At 53.6% G+C, this 20,541-nt stretch carries 18 protein-coding genes; 2 read left to right on the top strand and 16 right to left on the bottom strand.

All coding sequences use genetic code 11. From position 1 onward, the window contains the following. Positions 1 to 38: 38 nt before the first annotated feature. From ftsZ to ACK5LI_RS14275, 15 genes are all read right to left on the bottom strand, one after another. Positions 39 to 1,361 carry a cell division protein FtsZ gene (ftsZ, locus tag ACK5LI_RS14345; RefSeq protein ID WP_416950563.1) on the bottom strand — a complete coding sequence of 441 codons (1,323 nt, stop codon included), beginning with the start codon at positions 1,359 to 1,361 and terminating at the stop codon, positions 39 to 41. Between the two features lie 39 nt (positions 1,362 to 1,400). Further along, entirely contained in the window at positions 1,401 to 2,627 is a 1,227-nt protein-coding gene (ftsA, locus tag ACK5LI_RS14340; protein WP_416950561.1) for a cell division protein FtsA, read from the bottom strand. 27 nt (positions 2,628 to 2,654) lie between these two features. Further along, positions 2,655 to 3,362 carry a cell division protein FtsQ/DivIB gene (locus ACK5LI_RS14335; RefSeq protein WP_416950559.1) on the bottom strand — a complete coding sequence of 236 codons (708 nt, stop codon included), beginning with the start codon at positions 3,360 to 3,362 and terminating at the stop codon, positions 2,655 to 2,657. A gap of 131 nt (positions 3,363 to 3,493) precedes the next feature. Next, positions 3,494 to 4,393 carry a UDP-N-acetylmuramate dehydrogenase gene (gene murB / locus ACK5LI_RS14330; RefSeq protein ID WP_416950556.1) on the bottom strand — a complete coding sequence of 300 codons (900 nt, stop codon included), beginning with the start codon at positions 4,391 to 4,393 and terminating at the stop codon, positions 3,494 to 3,496. 5 nt (positions 4,394 to 4,398) lie between these two features. Continuing rightward, positions 4,399 to 5,736 carry a UDP-N-acetylmuramate--L-alanine ligase gene (murC, locus tag ACK5LI_RS14325; RefSeq protein WP_416950621.1) on the bottom strand — a complete coding sequence of 446 codons (1,338 nt, stop codon included), beginning with the start codon at positions 5,734 to 5,736 and terminating at the stop codon, positions 4,399 to 4,401. Positions 5,737 to 5,767: 31 nt separating this feature from the next. Next, the gene (murG, locus tag ACK5LI_RS14320) at positions 5,768 to 6,901 is read right to left on the bottom strand and encodes an undecaprenyldiphospho-muramoylpentapeptide beta-N-acetylglucosaminyltransferase (RefSeq protein ID WP_416950554.1); all 1,134 of its coding nucleotides are present in this window, start codon (positions 6,899 to 6,901) and stop codon (positions 5,768 to 5,770) included. After that, on the bottom strand, positions 6,898 to 8,055 hold the full coding sequence (gene ftsW, locus ACK5LI_RS14315; protein WP_416950552.1) for a putative lipid II flippase FtsW: 1,158 nt from the start codon (positions 8,053 to 8,055) through the stop codon (positions 6,898 to 6,900). The genes murG and ftsW overlap by 4 nt, the downstream gene beginning before the upstream one ends. Further along, positions 8,055 to 9,398 (bottom strand): UDP-N-acetylmuramoyl-L-alanine--D-glutamate ligase, encoded by a 1,344-nt coding sequence (murD, locus tag ACK5LI_RS14310; protein WP_416950550.1) that lies wholly within the window; start codon positions 9,396 to 9,398, stop codon positions 8,055 to 8,057. The genes ftsW and murD overlap by 1 nt, the downstream gene beginning before the upstream one ends. A gap of 12 nt (positions 9,399 to 9,410) precedes the next feature. Next, positions 9,411 to 10,487, bottom strand: a complete 1,077-nt coding sequence (gene mraY, locus ACK5LI_RS14305) for a phospho-N-acetylmuramoyl-pentapeptide-transferase (RefSeq protein ID WP_416950547.1) — start codon at positions 10,485 to 10,487, stop codon at positions 9,411 to 9,413. 6 nt (positions 10,488 to 10,493) lie between these two features. Continuing rightward, on the bottom strand, positions 10,494 to 11,903 hold the full coding sequence (locus tag ACK5LI_RS14300; RefSeq protein ID WP_416950619.1) for a UDP-N-acetylmuramoyl-tripeptide--D-alanyl-D-alanine ligase: 1,410 nt from the start codon (positions 11,901 to 11,903) through the stop codon (positions 10,494 to 10,496). Continuing rightward, a complete protein-coding gene (locus tag ACK5LI_RS14295; protein ID WP_416950545.1) occupies positions 11,900 to 13,354 on the bottom strand; it encodes a UDP-N-acetylmuramoyl-L-alanyl-D-glutamate--2,6-diaminopimelate ligase in 1,455 nt (484 codons plus the stop codon). Before ACK5LI_RS14295 ends, ACK5LI_RS14300 begins: the two co-directional genes overlap by 4 nt. Before the next feature lie 2 nt (positions 13,355 to 13,356). After that, the gene (locus ACK5LI_RS14290; protein WP_416950543.1) at positions 13,357 to 15,387 is read right to left on the bottom strand and encodes a penicillin-binding transpeptidase domain-containing protein; all 2,031 of its coding nucleotides are present in this window, start codon (positions 15,385 to 15,387) and stop codon (positions 13,357 to 13,359) included. 128 nt (positions 15,388 to 15,515) lie between these two features. Then, positions 15,516 to 15,794, bottom strand: coding sequence for a hypothetical protein (locus ACK5LI_RS14285; protein WP_416950541.1), 279 nt, complete (start codon positions 15,792 to 15,794; stop codon positions 15,516 to 15,518). Positions 15,795 to 15,805: 11 nt separating this feature from the next. Next, positions 15,806 to 16,783, bottom strand: a complete 978-nt coding sequence (gene rsmH / locus ACK5LI_RS14280) for a 16S rRNA (cytosine(1402)-N(4))-methyltransferase RsmH (RefSeq protein WP_416950539.1) — start codon at positions 16,781 to 16,783, stop codon at positions 15,806 to 15,808. 25 nt (positions 16,784 to 16,808) lie between these two features. After that, complete coding sequence (locus ACK5LI_RS14275) at positions 16,809 to 17,258, bottom strand: division/cell wall cluster transcriptional repressor MraZ (RefSeq protein WP_416950537.1); 450 nt, start codon at positions 17,256 to 17,258, stop codon at positions 16,809 to 16,811. Positions 17,259 to 17,413: 155 nt separating this feature from the next. Between ACK5LI_RS14275 and pyk the strand changes: the two genes are divergently transcribed. After that, a complete protein-coding gene (gene pyk, locus ACK5LI_RS14270; protein ID WP_416950535.1) occupies positions 17,414 to 18,826 on the top strand; it encodes a pyruvate kinase in 1,413 nt (470 codons plus the stop codon). A 5-nt stretch (positions 18,827 to 18,831) separates the two neighbouring features. Next, positions 18,832 to 19,845, top strand: coding sequence for an HD-GYP domain-containing protein (locus tag ACK5LI_RS14265; RefSeq protein ID WP_416950533.1), 1,014 nt, complete (start codon positions 18,832 to 18,834; stop codon positions 19,843 to 19,845). A gap of 69 nt (positions 19,846 to 19,914) precedes the next feature. On the opposite strand, the gene ACK5LI_RS14260 is transcribed toward ACK5LI_RS14265, so the two are convergent. Beyond that, on the bottom strand, positions 19,915 to 20,394 hold the full coding sequence (locus tag ACK5LI_RS14260) for a CBS domain-containing protein (protein ID WP_416950531.1): 480 nt from the start codon (positions 20,392 to 20,394) through the stop codon (positions 19,915 to 19,917). Positions 20,395 to 20,541: the final 147 nt, after the last annotated feature.

The following is a 20,541-nucleotide window of genomic DNA, read 5'->3' as shown; positions in this document are numbered from 1 at the left end:
GAATGTTCCCGCATACTCCGCGGCAAAAAGCTTAGACTCTATTGCGGCTTCCTGCGGATGAACGAAGGAATTTCGAACTCGTCCTCATCAAAGGTAAAGTCTTCATCAGCGTTTACCGCAGCCTGACGCGGAGTCAGCGGCGCAGGCTGAGCAGCCTGTTGTTTGCGCAGGTAAGCGGGAATACTTCTGTCACCTTCTGTAAAAGTAGAAACACCACGCGGCACACTGCCGTCCATAGTTCTGCGCGGTGCAGATTCAGGAGCAGCCTGCTGGTTCATAGGACCGGCATGCACCTGTGCCTGAGGGGCAGCCGTGACTGTACCACCGCTACCACCGCCGGAACCACTGCGACTACGGCCATGAATCTGTGTAATTTTGCCGCTGGACTGCATTTCATCCAACGTGGAGTTGTCAATGCCGGTGGCAATAACGGTAATACGCATTTCGTCGCCCATGTTTTCATCAAACACGGTACCAAAGAAGATGCGGGCTTCGTCGTGCGCAGCTTCCTGAATGACGCTTGCAGCTTCGCTTACTTCCTGAATTGTCAGGTCGTAGCTGCTGGTAATGTTCATCAGAACACCCCGGGCACCATCAATGGAAACGTCTTCAAGCAGCGGGCTGGTAATGGCGCGCTGAGCGGCTTCATGCGCACGCGACTCGCCGGAAGAAGTACCGGCCCCCATCATAGCCAGACCGGACTCGCCCATGACCGCTTTAACGTCTGCAAAGTCAAGGTTAATCAGACCGGGAACCATAATCAGGTCAGAGATGCCCTTCACTGCGAAGTACAGAATTTCATCTGCACGTTTAAGCATTTCAATGAAGGTAGCCTTCTTGGAAGCAAGCGACAGCAGTCTGTCGTTGGGAATGGTAATCAAGCTGTCCACATGTTTGCGGAACTCTTCGATACCTTTTTCCGCTGCTTCCAGACGCTTTTTCCCTTCAAAAAAGAAAGGCTTCGTCACAACGCCTACAGTAAGAGCACCCATGTCTTTTGCCACCTGAGCGATAACAGGAGCGGCACCGGTTCCGGTTCCGCCGCCCATACCAGCGGTAACAAAGACCATGTCTGCCTCACCAAGCGCTTCGCGGATGGCTTCAATGCTTTCAAGCGCAGCCTGTTTACCCACTTCGGGGTCGGCACCGGCGCCAAGCCCTTTGGTCAGAGCCTCGCCAAGCTGAATTTTAAATTCGGCCTGCGAACGGTTAAGTGCCTGCACGTCAGTGTTCGCAGTGATAAAGGTAACACCGTTAAGCACCGATGTGATCATGTTGTTAACGGCGTTTCCGCCGCCACCGCCGACGCCAACGACCTTGATTTTGGCCGAGCTGTCGATGTCGATATCGTGAAAATCCATATGCCTCTCCTTTAGCCGATACGGTGGATAACCAAAAAATTACGAAATATCCGAGAACCACTTACGCATGCGCGACAACACCCGGTTGAACACATTTGCATCACGTATACGGAACTTCAGCTCCAGTCCTTCCTTTTCCGCGCCGTAGCACAACAAGCCTACAGCGGTGGCAAATTTGGGACTGTTAACCACATCCTTCAATCCCCCGACTTTACGGGGATACCCTATACGGGTGGGCAGGTTGAAAATCTGCTCTCCAAGCTCCTGACAGCCTTCGATAAGCGCTGTTCCGCCTGTCAGCACCACGCCTGCGCCGATCATATTTTTAAAGCCGTAACGAACCAGCTCCTGATCGACCAGGGACAGAATTTCTTCCATGCGGGGTTCACATATCTCGGCCAGTACCTGACGTGAAAGCCTGCGTGGTTCGCGATCCCCCACGCTTGCAACTTCAATTGCTTCGTCATCGTTGACCAATTCGGCCATGGCGCAACCGTACTTGATCTTGATTTTCTCGGCCGACGCCATAGGGGTGCGCAAACCGAAAGCAATATCGTTAGTCAGGTTTTGTCCGCCAAGAGCCAGAACCCCTGTATGCTTGATCGAGTCGTTGGCAAACACGGCAATATCAGTCGTGCCACCGCCAAGATCAACCAAGGCGACACCGATTTCACGCTCTTCTTCCGTCAGCACAGCCTTGGAGGAAGCCAGCGCTTCAAGCACGATGTCAGAGACATCAAGCCCGCTGCGATGGCACGAACGTACGATGTTCTGCGCGCTTGCCACGGCTCCGGTAACAATGTGCACCTTAACCTCAAGGCGCACACCGGCCATGCCGAGGGGGTCGGCAATTCCACGCTGTTCATCCACGATGTACTCCTGAGGCAGAATATGAATCACCTCACGATCCATCGGAATGTTAAGGGCCTTTGCGGCATCAAGTACGCGCTCAACATCGCGGGGGGCAACTTCGCCGCCCTTTACGGCAATAACGCCGTCGCTATTGGCACCTCTTATATGGCTGCCTGCGATGCCCGCGTAGACCGAGCGGATTTCGCAGCCTGCCATAAGCTCGGCCTCTTCCAGCGCTTTCTTGATGGACTGGACGGTTTGCTCAATATTGACAACCACACCTTTGCGCAATCCCGTAGACGGGCTGGTACCGATACCGACGATATCAATTCCGTCTCCTGTCGGCTCACCGACTACGCAGCAGATTTTTGTGGTGCCTATATCAAGACCGACTATCAGATCCGACTTGGCCATTCCTCCTCCTCCCGACGGAAACGTTTACTATTGAGCGGCCCATGCCGCGACAGGGTTCTGCCGTACCCATACATTGGTTCCGGCTACACGCACATCGCGCGCATTTTCCAGCTCGCCCCGTCTGCTGAGATCAGCGAGAACAAGGCCCAGACGTTTAAGGTCTCCGTCCACATCGTCCAGCCCGAAGGCAAGACGAAGATTTCTGTCTTCTAAATATAATTCAACAGTTCTTCCGGCTCCCAGCCGTACCGCCGATGCATCCGAAAGTTGCATCGGAAGGGTTGAGGACTCAACCGCCGTATCCAGTGCGGGCAGGTAGCCCAGCAGTTCGGCTGCCTCGTTGTCCACCTGCAAAAGGGGCAGAGAAGTAAATTTTGCAGAGGTCACGGGAGCAATCACCCTTCCCTCTCTATCGGCATAGCATAACACGCCGCCTTTTTGCACCCAGAACTGAGGTATACGCTCTTCTATTCTTATATGAATTCTATCAGGAAGCAACCTTTTTACAGAAACATTTTTCACCCAATTATTTTCAAGCAGTGCTCTTTCTACTTTGACTATACTTACGCTAAAAAGATTAGAACCAATGCTCAGTTCAGAAGCAGTCAGAACTTCATTCGGGGTTATCCTGTCTGCCCCTTGAATTTCAATTGCTCTTGCAGCAAAGTAGTCACTGCTTATAAGAATCCTGTATGCATACAGATAACTAACGCTTACTGCAGACAAAATAAGCATGCTTAAGAATACAGAACTGATGATAAAACCACAGCCAAAAGAAATTTTCGGAGTCTTAAACTTTCTTTTTGGTCGTGTATAGCTATTACTTTTTTTGCGGCTTGCAGTTTCACGGTTATTCGATGAACGCTTTATCGCCATGGCCACATTTTCACTTCAAGTTGTAAATGGTATCCTGACTTTTCAAATACAGCCTGTTGCGCAGCTTTTATAAGCTCTATTGCATCAAAGCTATTGCCGTTTGCATGATTGATTAAAAAATTGGCATGCAGCGAAGAAAAGCTCATTCCGCCTAATTCGCGCCCTTTAAATCCGGCATCATCAAGCAATTTTCCCGCACTTACGCCTGGTTCCGGGTTGCGGAAAACGCAACCGGCACTGTGCGCCGTTACAGGCTGCGTTGCTTTTTTACGGGCAATGTTATGTTGCATTACACTGCGTATTGCATCAGTATTGCCTACTTTCAGTTGTAGGGTTACAGCAGCAACAACAAACCAATCCTGCAAAGCCGGTATGGAAAAATGCCTGTACTCGCAGCGGCATTGCCCCGAATCATAGGTCCGCATACCTGTCGACTGCGAAAAAACTTCAACAGAATGCAGAACCGACTGTATGTCGCAACCGTATGAACCGGCGTTCATAGCAACGGCACCGCCCACAGTCCCCGGAACTCCAGCAAGCCCTTCAAGTCCGGACAATCCCCATGCAGCAAGCTTTGCCAGCAACACGGGCAGCTTTACTCCGGCTTCGGCGCGTACCAGTACCAACTGGCCGTCCTGACTCTTCCACACCACTTCCGGTTCTACTTTCAATGCAGGATTAACAATAACCAGAGGCAGATCTTCATCTTTTGCCAGTATATTACTGCCGCGCCCCATTACTGCGGGCTCTCCGCCAAGACGCGCTACAATTTCCGGCAGCGCATCAAAGCTGTGCATATCGTCAAGTCGCACTTCGGCAATGGCCTTTCCGCCAAGCCGTAATGTAGTGCGCTCTCGAAGCACGGGGCCTTGCAGTATTACGGGCTTCACTGCGTTTACTCCTGATCAAGATACGCCTGACCGACAGTCCAGATGCTGCCTGCACCAAGCGTTATAAACAGATCACCGGGCTGAAGAGCTTCAGGCAAAGCCGCCTGCATTTCTTCAAAATTCTGATAGTACGACACGTCAGTATTGCTGACCTGCCTGATTCCTTGCGCGAGACTCTGTCCGCTAACGCCGGGAATCGGAGCTTCCGATGCGGGGTAGATCTCTGTCAGTAACAGCTTGTCCACTTTATCGAACGCCTTGCAAAAATCGCCGAAAAGAGCCTGTGTGCGGCTGAAACGATGAGGCTGGAACGCAACAACAAGGCGGCGTTGCGGGTAGCAACTGCGTGCAGTTGCAATTGTTGCTGCGATTTCAGCAGGATGGTGTCCGTAATCATCCACCACAAGAACACCGTTGCGCTCGCTCTTACGTTCAAAACGTCTGCCGACACCGCGGAAGTTGCCAAGCCCGCGCAAGCATTTTTCTGCAGAAATTCCTGTTTCCAGACCAACACCGATGGCTGCCAACGCATTTAAAATATTATGCATACCAGGCTGAACAAGATTGACTTCGCCCAGTTCCTCACCATGCAGCAGCACCTTGAACCGGCTTGTTTCTCCGCAGGAAACAACCTCGGCGCGCAACTGGTTTTCCTTACCGAAACCGTATGTCAGGACCGGGCGCTTTACCTGCGGCAGCAATCTGCGGACACCTTCGTCATCGCCGCAAACCACGTTCATTCCGTAAAACGGAACCTTATTCATAAAGCTGACAAACGCCTTATCGATGGACTCAAGGTCGGAGTAAAAATCTACATGATCCAGATCAACGTTGGTCACCACGTTAACGATGGGGAACAAACACAAAAATGACCCGTCAGATTCATCCGCTTCCGCCAGCAGGAACTCGCCCTCGCCCAGCCGTGCGTTTGAACCATATGCGTTCAGCCTTCCGCCGATGATAACGGTGGGGTCTGTTCCGGCTTCATCAAAAATCGCGGCAGTCAACGAGGTGGTAGTGGTTTTGCCGTGCGTTCCGGCAATGGCAATTCCCTTACGCAGACGCATAAGCTCGGCCAGCATTTCAGCTCGGGGAATAATGGGGATTCCTTTTTCCTGAGCTGCTTTCACTTCAGGGTTTTCCATACTGACAGCGGTGGATTTAACAAGAACCTGAGCATCGGTTACATTTTCTGCACCGTGCCCGATAAAAATATCAGCGCCCAGCTTGCGCAAACGGCGGACGGACGGGCTGTCACTCATGTCGGAGCCGCGCACCTCAAAACCAAGGTTCAGCAACACTTCGGCAATGCCGCACATACCTGTGCCGCCGATTCCGACCATATGAATCCGTAAAACTTTTCCTATCACGCCGTTATTCTCCTTCCCGCTCAGGCACAAGCGACTTGAGGGGCTTTTTTCGAATCAGATCTTTTGCGCCGCTTACAATGGCTGCAGCGGCTTCCGGCCTTGCCAGCTTACGGGTTGCGGTCGCCATGGACTGCAACCGCTCAGCATCTGCCAGCAGGTCTATAATTGTACGGGCCAGCGTCAGAGCACCCTCATCGGTAGCTGCCAATTCGGTCTGCGGCACCAGCAGGGCAGCACCTTTCTCAGACAGATATTTTGCATTGGCAGTCTGGTGATCATGCGTAGCAAACGGAAACGGCACGAACACTGCCGGAACACCTGCAGCGGCCAGCTCAAAAACAGAGGTTGCGCCAGCCCTGCACAAAGCAAGGTCAGCCCAGTCATACAGTTCGGCCATGTTGCTTACAAAAGGTTCCACCCTTGCGGCCATGCCTGCTTCTGCGTAGGCCTTCTGCACAGTTTCAAAATCGGCCTTACCGGTCTGATGAACAATCTCCGCGCCTGCTTCTTTCAATGCAGGCAGCATCGCCACCACAGCCTGATTAATCGCACGGGCACCAAGGCTGCCGCCCATTACAAGAAGACGGCGGCTTGTTGTGCGGTCTGCGTTTTTACGCCTGCCAGCGACTGCGGCAATGTCTTTGCGGACGGGATTGCCGGTCAGCACGGTCTTGCGTTGCAAAAAAAATTCATCCGGATCGGGAAACGAGATAAAAATCCGGTCCACTATTTTCGCAAGCAGGCGGTTAGCCATGCCCGGAACACTGTTCTGCTCGTGAATGGCACAAGGTTTTTCACGAAGCTTTGCTGCCAGAACGGCTGCAAACGCCGCATACCCACCAAAGCCGATGACTACATCGGGGTTAAATCTGCCCACAAGGCCTATCCCTTTGATCACGCCATATGCCATGGCTGCCAACGCGAGCGGCGCCTTCAATCCTCTTCCCAGCACGCCGCGTACAGGCAAACTTTCAAAGCGGATACCGTGCGCCTGAACAATCTCAGACTCCGGCCCGTACTGCCCGCCCACAAACAGAATTTCTGCTTCGGGATACTGCCGCGCAATTTCTTCAGCTACGGCAAGGGCAGGAAAAATGTGGCCACCTGTACCGCCGGTGGTCAGCAGAACACGTTTCATCGTTTGCCTCTGATAAACTGCAGCCCTGCACCGCTTGCAGAGCTCCCTTTAGAAAAATTAAGCAACAGCCCCACGCAGATGAGGGTTGCCAGCAGGCTGCTGCCGCCGTAGCTCAGAAAAGGCATGGGCACACCTTTAGGCGGTGCTACACCAAGCACTACTGCCATATTCAGCGTAGCGCCCAGCGCAAGAATTATGGTCACGCCGAATGCAGTCAGCCTGTCGCGCAAATCTTCTTGCCGCAAAGCAACAAGAAATGCGCGGTAGAAAAAAGCCACCATCATGGCAAACACCAGCGTCACACCGAGAAAGCCCAACTCTTCACCTACGACAGCCATGATAAAGTCGTTATGCGCTTCCGGCAGGAAAAAAAGCTTCTGACTGCCCACACCGAGGCCTACTCCGGTAACACCGCCAGCCCCCAGAGCATACAGAGACTGAACCAGCTGGTAGCCAGTGCCGAGGGCATCTGCAAACGGGTCAAGAAACGCCAGCAGGCGACGCGACCGGTACGGAGAGTTAACGATAAGCAACCAGGCACTCGCACAGGCAAGTCCCGCCGAAGCAATCAGGTAAATAAGGCGGGTGCCCCCTACCAGACACATGAAAAACAAAATCAGAGCCAGAACTGCGGCACCACCGAAATCCGGCTGGGCCAGCAGAAACAGGCACAAAACCATAGTCACTGCAAAGGGCGGAATGACACCACGGTCAAAAGTCTTCACCAGTTCCTGCTTTGCACTGAGAAAATAGCTGAGGTACAGCACCAAAGCGATTTTGGTGAACTCCAGAGGCTGAATGGTAAACGGCCCCACAGACAGCCACCGCTTTGCCCCGTTAATGGTGGGCCCTACAGCAAGTGTTGCTATAAGCAGAAGCACGGCACCCAGCAGCGCAGGATATTGCAGACGGTACAGCAAGCTACGAGGCATCAGGCTTATAAAGCACATCACCAGCAGCCCCGCACCGGCATAAACAAGCTGTTTTTGAAAAAAGAAATACTTGCTGCCATAAAAGCGCTCAGCCATGACCGCACTAGAAGACAGCACCATGGTCAGGCCGAAGGCCAGCAGTGCCATTGCCGCCACAAGCAGCCACCAGTCGATCGAATGGTTTGCAGACTGGCTGTTATGTGCTGCTTCCGCCCTTGCCATCAGTCCTGTTTCTCCATTTTCAACGCCGCGACATTACGTTTAAAATCATCACCGCGTTCCAGATAATTTCTGTAGCTGTCATAGCTGGATGTGGCGGGCGACATCAGTACAACATCACCGGCCTGCGCCATGGTCACCATGCGGGCAAAAGCTGTGGTCAGATCCGCGTCCCAACTCATAGGAACGACTCCGTCCCACGCGCTCTCAAAAACTTCTCTGCTTGCTCCGAACAGCCCTACGGCCTTTACGTGCTTACGCACTACGGGAATAAGAGCAGGCAGATCACCGCCTTTCCACTTTCCACCGCACATCAGCAGTACGGGCCGGTCAAAGCTTTCCAGAGCAACTTTCATGGAGTCCACCGTGGTGGACTTTGAATCGTTCACAAACATTACGCCGTCCACGTCTGCCACTTTTTCAAGGCGATGCGGCAGCGGGATAAATTTTTTCACACCCTGTGCGGCCTGAGTTTCCGTTACGCCGAATGCACGACAGGCAAGCCATGCAGCTTCGGTGTTGGCGTGGTTATGTCTGCCCAGCAATGAGGTTTCAGGAAAGCGCTCTACTGCCTCAAAATACTCACGGCGTGCAGCCAGTGCATATTTGTCCGCAAGGTCTTCCATGCCAGCCTGCAGTACAGCCAGATCGTCCTGTCCCTGACAGCCGAAAATTCTGAACTTGGCATCAAGGTATTCTTCCATGTCGGCGTGATAGTCCAGATGGTTTGCCGAAACATTAATCAGTACGGCCACGCGCGGACAAAACGAAGTACAGGTCTGTAACTGGAAACTGCTGACTTCCAGCACCAACACATCTGCAGGCTTTTCACCGGCTGCAACGTCCAGAACATACTCGGACAGTGGCGTGCCAATGTTACCACCCAGAAAAACCTTCCTGCCTGCGGCTTTCAGCATCGCCTCGCACAGGCTTACGGTTGTTGTCTTTCCGCTGGTTCCGGTTACGGCGAGCACAGGCTCCTTCACACAACGAAACGCAAGGTCAACTTCGGCCATAATCTCCGGCAGATTGTCTGCATCAAGGTATGGCAGCAGTGATGCGACAGGCACTCCGGGGCTGGGAACCAGTATTTCGGCTCCTGCAAACTGCTCTGCCGAATGAGCGCCATAACGGCAGTCGAAGCCGCACTCATCCGCCAATGTGCGGAACGATTCAGAAACCTTGGCTTCGTTGCTGTCCAGTACGCGTACGCGGGCACCCAGAAGATACAGCAGACGTGCAGCGGCAATACCGGAACGTCCGGTGCCGACAACAACAGCCAGTGCCCCTTTACGCACAGGGCTTGCTTTCAAATTAACGTGTATGTTCGGTGCATTGATTTGCATTACCTTCTCCAGTTAGCGCAGCTTAAGCACCGAAAGAGCCATCAGGCCGAAAAGAATTGATAAAATCCAGAACCGGATAATAATTTTCGATTCGGGAATGCCTTTAAGCTCGAAATGATGATGGAGCGGAGCCATGCGGAAAAAACGCTTCCCGCCCGTCATACGAAAATATCCCACCTGCAGGATGACCGAGAGAGACTCCAGCACGAACAGGCCGCCGGCCACCAGCATGATAAGTTCCTGCTTGCACAGCACGGCCAGAAAGCCCAGCGTACCGCCAAGGCTCAGCGATCCCACATCGCCCATAAAAACCTGAGCGGGATATGCGTTGAACCACAAAAATCCCAGCGAAGCACCGATAAGCGCACCGCAGAACACAGTAACCTCACCCATACCGGGCACGTACGGAACCTGCAGGTAGCCGGCAATCTGGCTATGACCCGCAATGTAGATAAAGAGAGAAAAGACGATGCCAGCCACGATGGTAGGCCCGATGGCAAGCCCATCCATACCGTCTGTCAGGTTCACACCGTTGGACGAACCAACCATGACGATCATGGCAAAAGGAATGTAAAACCAGCTTAAATCCGGCTGCAGATTTTTAAAGAACGGAAACGACAGTACGGTGGAGTATGCAGGCTCTTCCACCAGAAAATACATGGCGATAGCTGCAATCACCAGCTGCCAGAAGAACTTTGCTCTTGCAGAAAGTCCTTTGTTATTCTTGCGCCGCAACTTGGTGTAGTCGTCCAGAAAACCCACCAGACCGAAACCGGTAAAAACCAGCATGGCAAGCCAGACGTAAACATTCGTCAGATCACCCCACAACAGCACGCTGATAATAAGGCTGAACCCGATGAGCAGGCCGCCCATGGTGGGAGTGCCAGCCTTCTGTACATGGCAGGAGACTTCTTCCTGTATGTACTGACCGCATTTGATCTTTTTCAACCAGCTGATAAAGCGCGGACCGATGATGATGGTGATAAGCAGAGCAGTCAGCAGTGCCCACACAGAACGAAACGTAATGTAGCGGAAAACGTTCAGCAGCGGCAGTTCAGAACTTAAGGGATACAAAAAATGATACAGCATTTGCGGTTATCTCCCTTCCTGACCATCTTGGACAACACTGCAGAACGCATCTGCCAGTATTTCCATTTTGTTGCTGCGTGACCCTTTGAACAGCACCGTTCCCGATGCGATATCCAGTCCGGCAAATGCACGAATAAAAGCATCTGCATCATTCACAGATGCAAAGGTGCCTTTCCAGCCGGATTCAGTCAGTCCCTGCTGCACCGCATCAACCTGTCCGCCTTTCCAGAACACGGCTACAGGATTTGCAGATCCCATCTTTCTGCCGAGTCCCACATGTGCCTCGTTTGCCACGTCCCCAAGCTCCAGCATTTCACCCATCACCAGAACCAGCGGCCCTCCTGCCGCGTTCTCAGCAGTGGATTCCACCATCCGACCTGCGGAAAGCGGATTTGAATTGTATGTATCGTCCACAACCAGCCATGCACCGATGCGGCGGCAGTTAAACCGCTGCTGCGGCAGCACGGCTGTTTTCAGACCTTCAATAATTTCTCTGGAAGAAAGCCCCAGAATGTCCGCTGCGGCAGCCACCGCTATTACGTTTTCCGCGCCGTAGCTACCTCTGAAAGGAGCCTCGACTTCAAATTCTTTTCCTTCCAGATTCACACGATAGCGCCCCATCCCCTCACCGGCCGGTCCGGCGTACTCCGCAAAGTACGGCACAGCAGGGTCAATGGCTGAAAACAGGCGCAACTCGGTACAATTGGCGCGAGCATGCTGCACAAGTTCAGGATAGTCTGCGCTTACCAGCCCTACGCCGCCCCTCGCTATGTGCGAAAGCAGGCGGGCCTTGTAATATCCCACCCCCTTGTCGCCAAGACCGCTTACGTGGCCCTGACCGACATTGAGCACTATGGCCAGATCGGGCCGCAAAGTGGCTCCCAGTTCGTCCATGTCATGTGCTTCGCTGATACCTGCTTCCATCACCCAGAATTTTTCGTCGCCACTGGCGTCCAGCATGGAGAGCGGCAGACCTATCTGGTTATTCTTATTCAAGTGATTCTTCGCGGTAGTGCCCCGCATGGAAAGCACGTGCGCAAGCAGTTCTTTTACTGTGGTTTTTCCTGCTGTTCCCGTGATACCGGCTACCATTGCCTTTGCAGCCACACGATGGTGCAGTGCAAGACGCCCCAGCGCGGCAACGGTATCGGGCACGATAAGCACCGGAGCCTCACCCATGGCATCCATTTCATCCATGCTGAAGGGAGGCCGCTCCGCCACCACGGCGCAGGCGCCCTTTTTCAGCACGTCAGCAGCAAAGGTATGCCCGTCGAACCGCTCGCCGGAAATGCAAAAAAACAGCTCACCGCCGCGAATGCAGCGGCTGTCTGTCTGCACGCCTGTGGGAACTTGTGATGCGGCTTCTCCGATAGAGCCTACAGCACCCAACGCGTCTCGTATCTGTCCCAGATTCATGCGCACGCCATAAGCTCCCGCAGGGTTTCCTGATCACTGAAGTGAATTTTTTCCGTGCCGATAACCTGATAGTCTTCGTGCCCTTTTCCTGCCACCAGAATCGCATCCCCTGGCCGTGCAAGCTCAAGAGCTCTGGCAAGGGCGGTCTTTCTGTCCGGCTCTTCTACAACCTCAGTGCAGTCTGACAGCCCGGGTTTTACATCTGCCATGATGGCTACAGGGTTTTCAGTACGCGGGTTGTCAGAGGTCAAAACGGCAATATCGGCATGGCGGCAGACAGCCTGTCCCATCAGAGGACGCTTTGTCCGGTCGCGGTCGCCTCCGCAGCCGAATACAGCGATGACACGAGCAAAACCGGCTGCGCGCAACGCCTTGAGAACATTTTCCAATGCGTCCGGAGTATGCGCATAGTCCACAAAAACATGCAGGCCTTTGTCATTTTCAATGCGCTCCATCCTGCCGGGTACACCCATAAAACCTTCCAGCCCTTTCAGGGTCTCCACAGGCAGTCCCAGTGCAAGGCCCATGGCCTGAACACCAAGCAGGTTGCTTGCATTGAAGGCCCCTACCAGAGGAGAACGCAGTTCCCACTCCATGCCTTCCAGGTTCATGGCAAGGTACAGTCCCTCAGGGCCGCATTCCAAAATTTTGCCCTGCAAAACCTGACAGCCTTCAACGGTGTTGCCCTGAACAGAAAAACCAAGGCCCTGTTCAAGCTGCGGCAGCAGTCTGCGACCGTAAGGATCGTCGGCATTCACCACGCAGGCTTTGCCTTTTTCAGGCAGTTCGAGAAAAATTCGGGATTTAGCGGTAAAGTAGCTTTCCATATCACCGTGGTAATCAAGGTGATCCTGCGTCAGATTGGTCATCAGGGCACCGGCAAAACGCACACCGGACACACGCTTCTGGTCCAAAGCATGAGAAGACACTTCCATAAACGCCACCTGAACGCCGGCATTGTCCATCTGGCCCAGCATTTCGTGCAGAAAAACGTTGTCAGGTGTGGTCATCGGAGCGGGATTTTCATACCCCGGCCAGCGGAAGCTGACAGTACCCAGCACACCGGTAACAATACCGGCGCTGCGGAACAGATGTTCCAGCAGATACGTACAGGTGGTCTTACCGTTAGTGCCGGTTACGCCCACCACAGGAAACTCGATGCCGGTGGTACCGTAACGTTCCGCCGCCAGCAGGCCCAATGTCGCCCGGGGATCTTCCACTTCCAGAACGCTGGCGCTTCCTGCATTTGCAGGTGCGCTGGCCGCTTTGCACACAATAAATGAAGCTCCGCGTGCAAGGGCGTCTGCGATAAAAGTACCGCCATCAACGGCAGTGCCGGGCATTGCGACAAAAATATCGCCAGCCTCGACCTTGCGTGAATCAATACGGATGTTCAGCAGTCCGACGCGTGCTTTTTCGGCCAACGCGTCGAAGGTGATGGGGCTTTTCATGATCAGGACTGCTCCGTCAGCCACAGAACGTATTCTGAGCTTGTTATATTTTCCGGCCACGGACTGCCTGCCTCCGGCTTCTGCCTTTGGACCCGGCTCCCCATGCCCTTTACTTCCGGTATAAGGCCCTTGCGGGCAAAAATTTCCATGGCGCTGCGCAGGCTCCGGCCGACTACGTTCGGCACTACGCCAAGCTCCACATCATTCTGCGCCACACTTCTGGTCTGCTCATCGTGGGCAGGTAAGTCGGCAATGCGTCCGGAGACGCTGGGAGTATCGCCTGAAGCAAGTCCGGCATACTCTTCCTGCCCTTCAGGCAACATGCCGAGGTAGGCCCACGTTCTGGTAACTACCGATTTGAAGACCGGCGCTGCAACCACACTGCCGTAGTGGTTCTTGCGGGGGTTATCCACGGTCACAAGGACAATGTGCTTCGGGTTCATTGCAGGAACCAGCCCCACAAATGACGCCACGTATTCATCCCCGTAGCCACTTTTCCCTTTGCTGGCTTTTTGTGCGGTTCCGGTCTTGCCGCCAATTTCAAGCCCCAGAATGTCGGCGGCTCTGCCCGTGCCGTCGCCTTCTACGGTCTCGCGCATCATCTCAAGCACTTTTCTGGTGCTTTCTTCTGAAAAAATTCTTTCGCCTGCGGGTGCCTCTGGTGCGTTGTCGTCAATAACAAGGCGTAACGGCTTGGATACGCCGCCATTGGCAAGCACCATAAAAGCTCTGGCAAGTTGCGCTCCGGTAACGGCGAACCCCTGCCCGAAGGATGCTGTCGCAAGGTCAACCTCGCGCCACTGTCCCGGCTGTCTCATGAGGCCGGAAGCAACACCGGGCAACGGCAGTTCAGGACGCTCCCCGAACCCGAGTCTGGTCAGATAGTCGTGATATCTGGCAGCGCCCATTTCAAGGCCAAGCTTTGCCATGCCTATGTTGCTGGAGTACCGCAGCACCTTGTCCAGCGTGAGCCACTGGTGCTTTTTGGTATCGCGGATGGTCACATCGTGCAGTTTCCAGCGACCGTTTTCGCAAAAGAACAGGCTGTCTGTTTTTGCAAGCCCGTCATCCAGTGCAGCGGCAATCAAAAACGGCTTTACAGTCGAGCCGGGCTCCAGAGCGTCCATTGCAAGCCTGTTACGCCACATTCCCGCACTGTAGCCTTTGTATGCATTGGGGTTGAACGGCGGGTACTCCGCCCATGCCAGAATATCTCCGGACTGGGCATCCACCACCATGCAACCGCCCCATGTTCCTTCATACTTGCGAACAGCAGAGGCCAGAGCGTCTTCAGCAAAAAATTGTATGTTGGCATCCACCGTCAGACGAAGGTCTTTGCCTTTCAGGCCGGACGCAAACCCTGCCCCGTCCATATAAAGACGGCGCCCTGCTGCATCCCGCTGAACAACCTGTCTGGTGCTCTGCCCAGTCAGGTGTTTATCGAAAGCACGCTCAAGGCCTTCCAGCCCTTTGTCATCTGTCCCTACAAAACCGATAAGGCGACCGGCCAACTGCTTGTACGGGTACAAGCGGCTGTATTCCGTCGTCAGATACACACCGGCAAGTGAAGCTTCACGAATGCGGGCTGCGGCTTTGTCGTCCACCTCGCGGGACACCCATACAAAGGAACTGCGGCGCGATACTTTGGAAAGCATCTGCGCATAAGATCTACCCAGCGCATTCGCCAGCATCTTTGCGGCTTCTTTTCTGTTTTCAATTTCAACGGGCCGCACAAAGACAGACTTGAAATCAGCGCTGCGAGCCAGCACCAGCCCGTTACGGTCAAGAATATCTCCGCGTTGTCCTGTAACCAGCTCGGTAGCGTGATGCTGCCTGCTGGCCATAGCGGCCAGTCTGGGGCCGTCGATCAGTTGCACATACCAGGCGCGGCCCCACAAAGCGGCCCATAATCCGGCAAAAACAACCGCAACGAATACAAGCCGTACACCACTGGTATCCTTAACAGGACCGGCAGTTACGGCTCTGGTCTGACGCTTGACCTTTTTGTTTGCGGTTTTATTGCTTTTAAACACCGCCCGTGTCTCCCACTGATCTTCCGGTTACGACAGTTCTCCGCTGCCAACCGTGTAATGCCCCCCCAAAAGCATTATGAACGACTGTTGCTATCTGCAGTGTGCTGCCGGATGCAGCCTTATTAATGTTATTGCTCTTCCATACGCCGAATCTGGCCGGGCTTTGCGGGCCCCATGCCCAACCCTTCTGCCAGTTCGCGCAATCTGTACGGTGAAAGCAGGTTATCCCTTTCTGCTTCAAGCTTTGAGGCATGGTTTTCTTTGGTATTCAACTCGACCTGCAGCTTTTTCAGGCCATAGGCCATATCCACGCGCTCAATGTTCAACCAGACAAGCGTCAACGCCAGCACCAATCCGCTTATAAGGGAAAGCACCATGCCCAGAATCCAGCTTCCGTACTTTTGCATAGTCGTTTGCCTTAAATTTTTTCCGATGCCCGCAGCTTTGCGCTGGACGCTCTGCTGTTTACCTTCAATTCTTCTGCCGATGCCGTAACCGGCTTACGGGTAAGTACCTTAACCGTAGGCTGCTTTCCGCAAACGCATACAGGAATATGACGAGGACAGAGGCACCCCTTTGCCTCATCCCTGAACACATTCTTGACAAGCCGGTCTTCCAGAGAGTGGAACGTAATCACCACAATGCGCCCGCCGGGGTTCATTCTGGCGATAATCTTCTGCAGGTAGGTTTCCAGTTCTTCCAGCTCCCCGTTCACAGCCATGCGCAACGCCTGAAACGTGCGCGTTGCCGGATGATTGCGGGCTTTGGCGCGCCACTTTGCAGGGTATGCCTGCTCGACAACCTCGGCCAGACGGGCCGTGGTTTCTATGGGATTGCGGGCGCGGGCGTCAAGGATAGCGCGGGCGATTCTGCCAGCCATGGGATCTTCGCCATATTTGTCGATAATCTCTTTAAGACTTTCATAGCTGGCTTTGTTCACCAGCTCGCTGGCAGCAGGCATCCCGCCGGATGTATCCATACGCATATCCAGAGGGCCGTCAGCGTAAAAGCTGAACCCGCGCTCCGGAGTATCAATCTGCATGGAAGACACACCGATATCGATAAGGGCCCCGTCAAGGCCGGTCCAGCCAAGCTCATCCATCACTTCATCAAACTGGCTGTAGCAGGCGTACCGGGTGGTAACGCGGTCGCCGAACGGTGCAAGCCGCTGTGCGGCCATGGCAAGAGCACTACGGTCACGGTCAAGACCAAGCAGGTGCGCATTTCCGTCGCACTGCCGCATTATAGCTTCGCTATGTCCGCCAAGACCCAGCGTACCATCAAGATAGTAGCCGCCTTGCGCGGGCGAAAGATATTGCAGCACTTCATCCAGCAACACAGGAACATGAGCTGTGTACTGGTGCTGGTTGTTGTCATGCCCTTTGTCTGCCGTCACAAAAGCCTCACACTGTACAATTACATCAGATAGGAAAATCAACGCCGCTTTCCGCCAATTCATCTGTCACATCGCCGAAGTCCTGATTCATCACTGCTTCAAGTTCTTCTTCGCTCCAGATTTCAAAGCGGGTACCCTGACCGACAAGCACCACTTTTTTTGTAATGCCTGCATATTCCATATGCGCCTTGGAAAGCTTCAGGCGCCCTTGCTTATCAATGGATATTTCTTCCACACCGCCAATGACCAGACGTCTGAAGTCTCGCATTTTGCGCGAAGGGTTTTTGATACGGGCAAAACCCGCTTCAAACTTTTCCCAGTCTTCAGGCGTGTATGCCACAAGGCAGCCGTCGAACGTAGTAAGAGACAACCTGCCTTCGGAGCTAACCGCGAGTAATGAATCGCGAACTTCCGGCGGAAGCATCAGCCTGCCTTTCGGATCAAGGCTGCGATATGATCGTCCCTTAAAACTCATACGATGACCTCTACCACGTTTTACCACGTTTTACCACCCCATCTATTATATGTTGATGAGAGTCAAGGGCAGACTGTGATTTTTTGCAGCAAAGGTCTGTTCAAGTTGCGGGAACACGCTTGACAACGGATGGTAATTGAAAAAGAATCAGTATTATGAGAACGAAAATAATCGCAACAGTGGGCCCCGCGTCCTCGAACCGGGAGACCCTATCGCGGCTGATTCAGGCTGGAGTACGCATATTCCGGCTCAATTTTTCCCATGGTGACGCCTCCCAGTTTGTCGATTTGATTGCTCTCATGCGACAGCTTGAGCAGGAGTACCAGACACCTATAACCCTGCTTCAGGACCTTTCCGGCCCGAAAATCCGTATCGGAGAGCTGTCCCAAAGCGCGCTGACACTGGCTAAAGGCGACCGCATCCTGCTGGGTATATCGCCCAAAGGTGCGGCCGAGGACTTACCTTTCGTTCCCTTCACGCACAAGACAATTCTTGCAGGCATGGAAGCAGGCGACAAGGTGGTTCTCAGCGATGGCGGCCTGCAGTTCAATGTGGAAAAGCAGGTTGCAGAAAATTTATTCTGCCTTGTAGCCAACAACAGCGGCATCATCACTTCCCGCAAGGGTCTGGCCCTGCCGGGCAAGCCTATTCAACTTGCTGCCCTGACGGACAAAGACAAAAAAGACCTGCAGGACGGTCTCCGTCTGGGCGTTGACGCGGTGGCCCTTTCGTTTGTACAAACACCTGAAGATATTGCCGAAGCAAAAGCCATCATCAAAGCTGCCGGACGTAATATCCCTGTTATTGCCAAACTTGAGCGCCGCAATGCGGTCGACAGGCTGGACGACATTCTTGAGGTAACCGACATCATCATGGTTGCCCGCGGCGATCTTGGCGTGGAATGTCCGCTGCCGGAACTGCCCGCCATGCAGAAACGCATCATCCGTGCATGTAACCGTAAGGCAAAGCCTGTAATCGTGGCTACGCAGATGCTGCTTTCCATGGTGAACAGTCCCAGTCCGACCCGTGCGGAGACCACAGACGTGGCCAACGCAGTATTGGACGGAGCAGACTGCGTAATGCTGTCGGAAGAAACAGCCATGGGCAACTTCCCTGTGGAAACAGTGCAGTTTATGCGGCAGATCGTACGTGCGGCAGAAGAGCTGCACCTCGAACAGGCTTCGGTTCTGCCTCCGCTGGACGAGCAGAAGACACCGGATTTTCTGGCGTACTCTGCCTGTCTGCTGGCTGATAAAACCAGTGCGAACGCCATTGTGGCTCACAGCATGTCCGGCAGCGCGGCGCGTGTGCTTTCCGCCCGTCGCCCCCGCCAGCTCATACATGCCCTTACGCCCAATGCCGAGGCATTACGCTTCCTCAACTTTTCTTGGGGCGTATGGCCGCATCAGGTTGACGAAACCCTTCCCGGCCATCTGGAGCGAGCCGAAACATTCATCGACAATGCTCCGCACTTTGAAGCCGGTTCAGAGGTTGTCATAACCGCAGGGCAGCCCAAACCCGGTGAAAAACCACGCGGTACAAACCTTGTAAAAATCTACAGAAAGTAAAGAGTATGAGCGCGGTCAAATCTACAATTCCTGATAATATCTCGGAAGAATACTACCAGATCAGTACCGAGATACTGAGCAGCTTTCCCAAATACAGACCCCCGCTCGATCTTTTCAGATTCCGAGATGATATTGCTCAGCTGCAGCCACTCTTCCGCAAGGGAGAGCGACTGTCTAATGAGCAGATCGAAAAACTGCAAGAGCTGTGCGCAGGCGGCGACCTGTTCGTTGCCCGTTCTGACAGGGCCGTCTATTCTAAGCACATTGTCAAACAGCTTGACCTTGTGCTGGTAGACGAAAACCTGAAAACAGGCGAAGTGGCGGAAATCTGCATCATGGCGCTTGGCCAGAAGCTGAGCGACTTCTTTGAGCAGCCGGTTAAGCCCGTTTTCGACGCGCTCTACAGAGACACGATGGTCTTCACGGAATATCTGTGGCAGGACAAGCACCGCATCAAATCGTTCATGCGAAGGCTTAATACGGAACACACGCTGGTTAACCACTCGCTGAACACTCTGTTCGTCGGCTTATGGCTGCTAATGGATACAGACCCCACCATGAAGCGTCGCCTTGTAGACCGCGCAGCGCTGGGGCTGATGCTACACGATCTGGGCATGGCTAAAATTCCGGCCTTTATTCTTTCTAAAACCACGCCCCTCAAAATGGAAGAAAAGGATAAAATCCCTCCTCATCCGCTTATGGGCGCAAAAATAATGCATAAGCTCGGGTTGGCTTTTGATGAAATGCGGCAGGCGCAAATGGAACACCACGAGCGGCTTGACGGCTCCGGCTATCCTCAAAAACTTTCCGGCGAACGCATAAGCAAACTCGGGCGTATCGCAGCCATTGCAGACTCATTTGCTGCCATGATCAGCAAGCGTCCTTATGCCGCGGCCATGGACGCGATGACAGCAGCTGCACACCTTGCACGTAATACAAAAAAATATGACGCAAAGTACACAGCAAGGCTACAGGCAGCCTATGTCCAGAAGCTGTTCGACACCCCCGGCAAAGCCTGAGCTACTTAACAAAACAAAAAACGCCGCAGCTGCTCGCTGCGGCGTTTTTATATGCTCAATTCTTTCAACCTATGACGTAATCTCGCCGCTGATCTCACGGTAAAGATCTGTAATCATCACCACGCCGATAACCTTCGGGCCTTCTTTGACCACGGCGTAGCTGCGTCCGCGTTGCACAACCTGCTCCAGAACCATGGGCAACGGCTCGTCAGGGCGCAGCACTGTCACGTGCCTGTCCATAATCTTACTTACAGCAGTTGAACCGGCAACTTTGCAGGCATTGTGAAACACGCGGTCAAAACCACTTTCGTCAAAGCCGTCCAGCGCGCTGCCCCGCAACAGATGCCGTTCCATAAAGCGCATGGTATCCCAGATAGAAATAGCGCCTACAAAGTTATCACCTTTATCCAGCACCAGAGCACAAATGCAGCCTGCATCGCGGGCCTGAAATTCTCTCAGCCGGCGCATAGCCTCAGCCAGCGAGTCATCAGCGCGTACAACGGGAAACTCTTCCCGGGCAATGTCCCAGGCGCGTTTACGTAACAGCATAGTAGCAATCTCCTTTGACACTCAGCTCACACGCTGCTGAATACCGGAATAATACCACCACAGACACCTTTGGCAGCACGACACAACATGGCTGCCTGCTCTGTGATACATCTACACAATTATAGTGTACGGCAGTACTACAAAAAA

The sequence above is a fragment of the Oleidesulfovibrio sp. genome (assembly GCF_047973035.1).
GTDB lineage: Bacteria > Desulfobacterota > Desulfovibrionia > Desulfovibrionales > Desulfovibrionaceae > Oleidesulfovibrio.
This window is presented reverse-complemented; position numbering and strand designations above follow the sequence as displayed.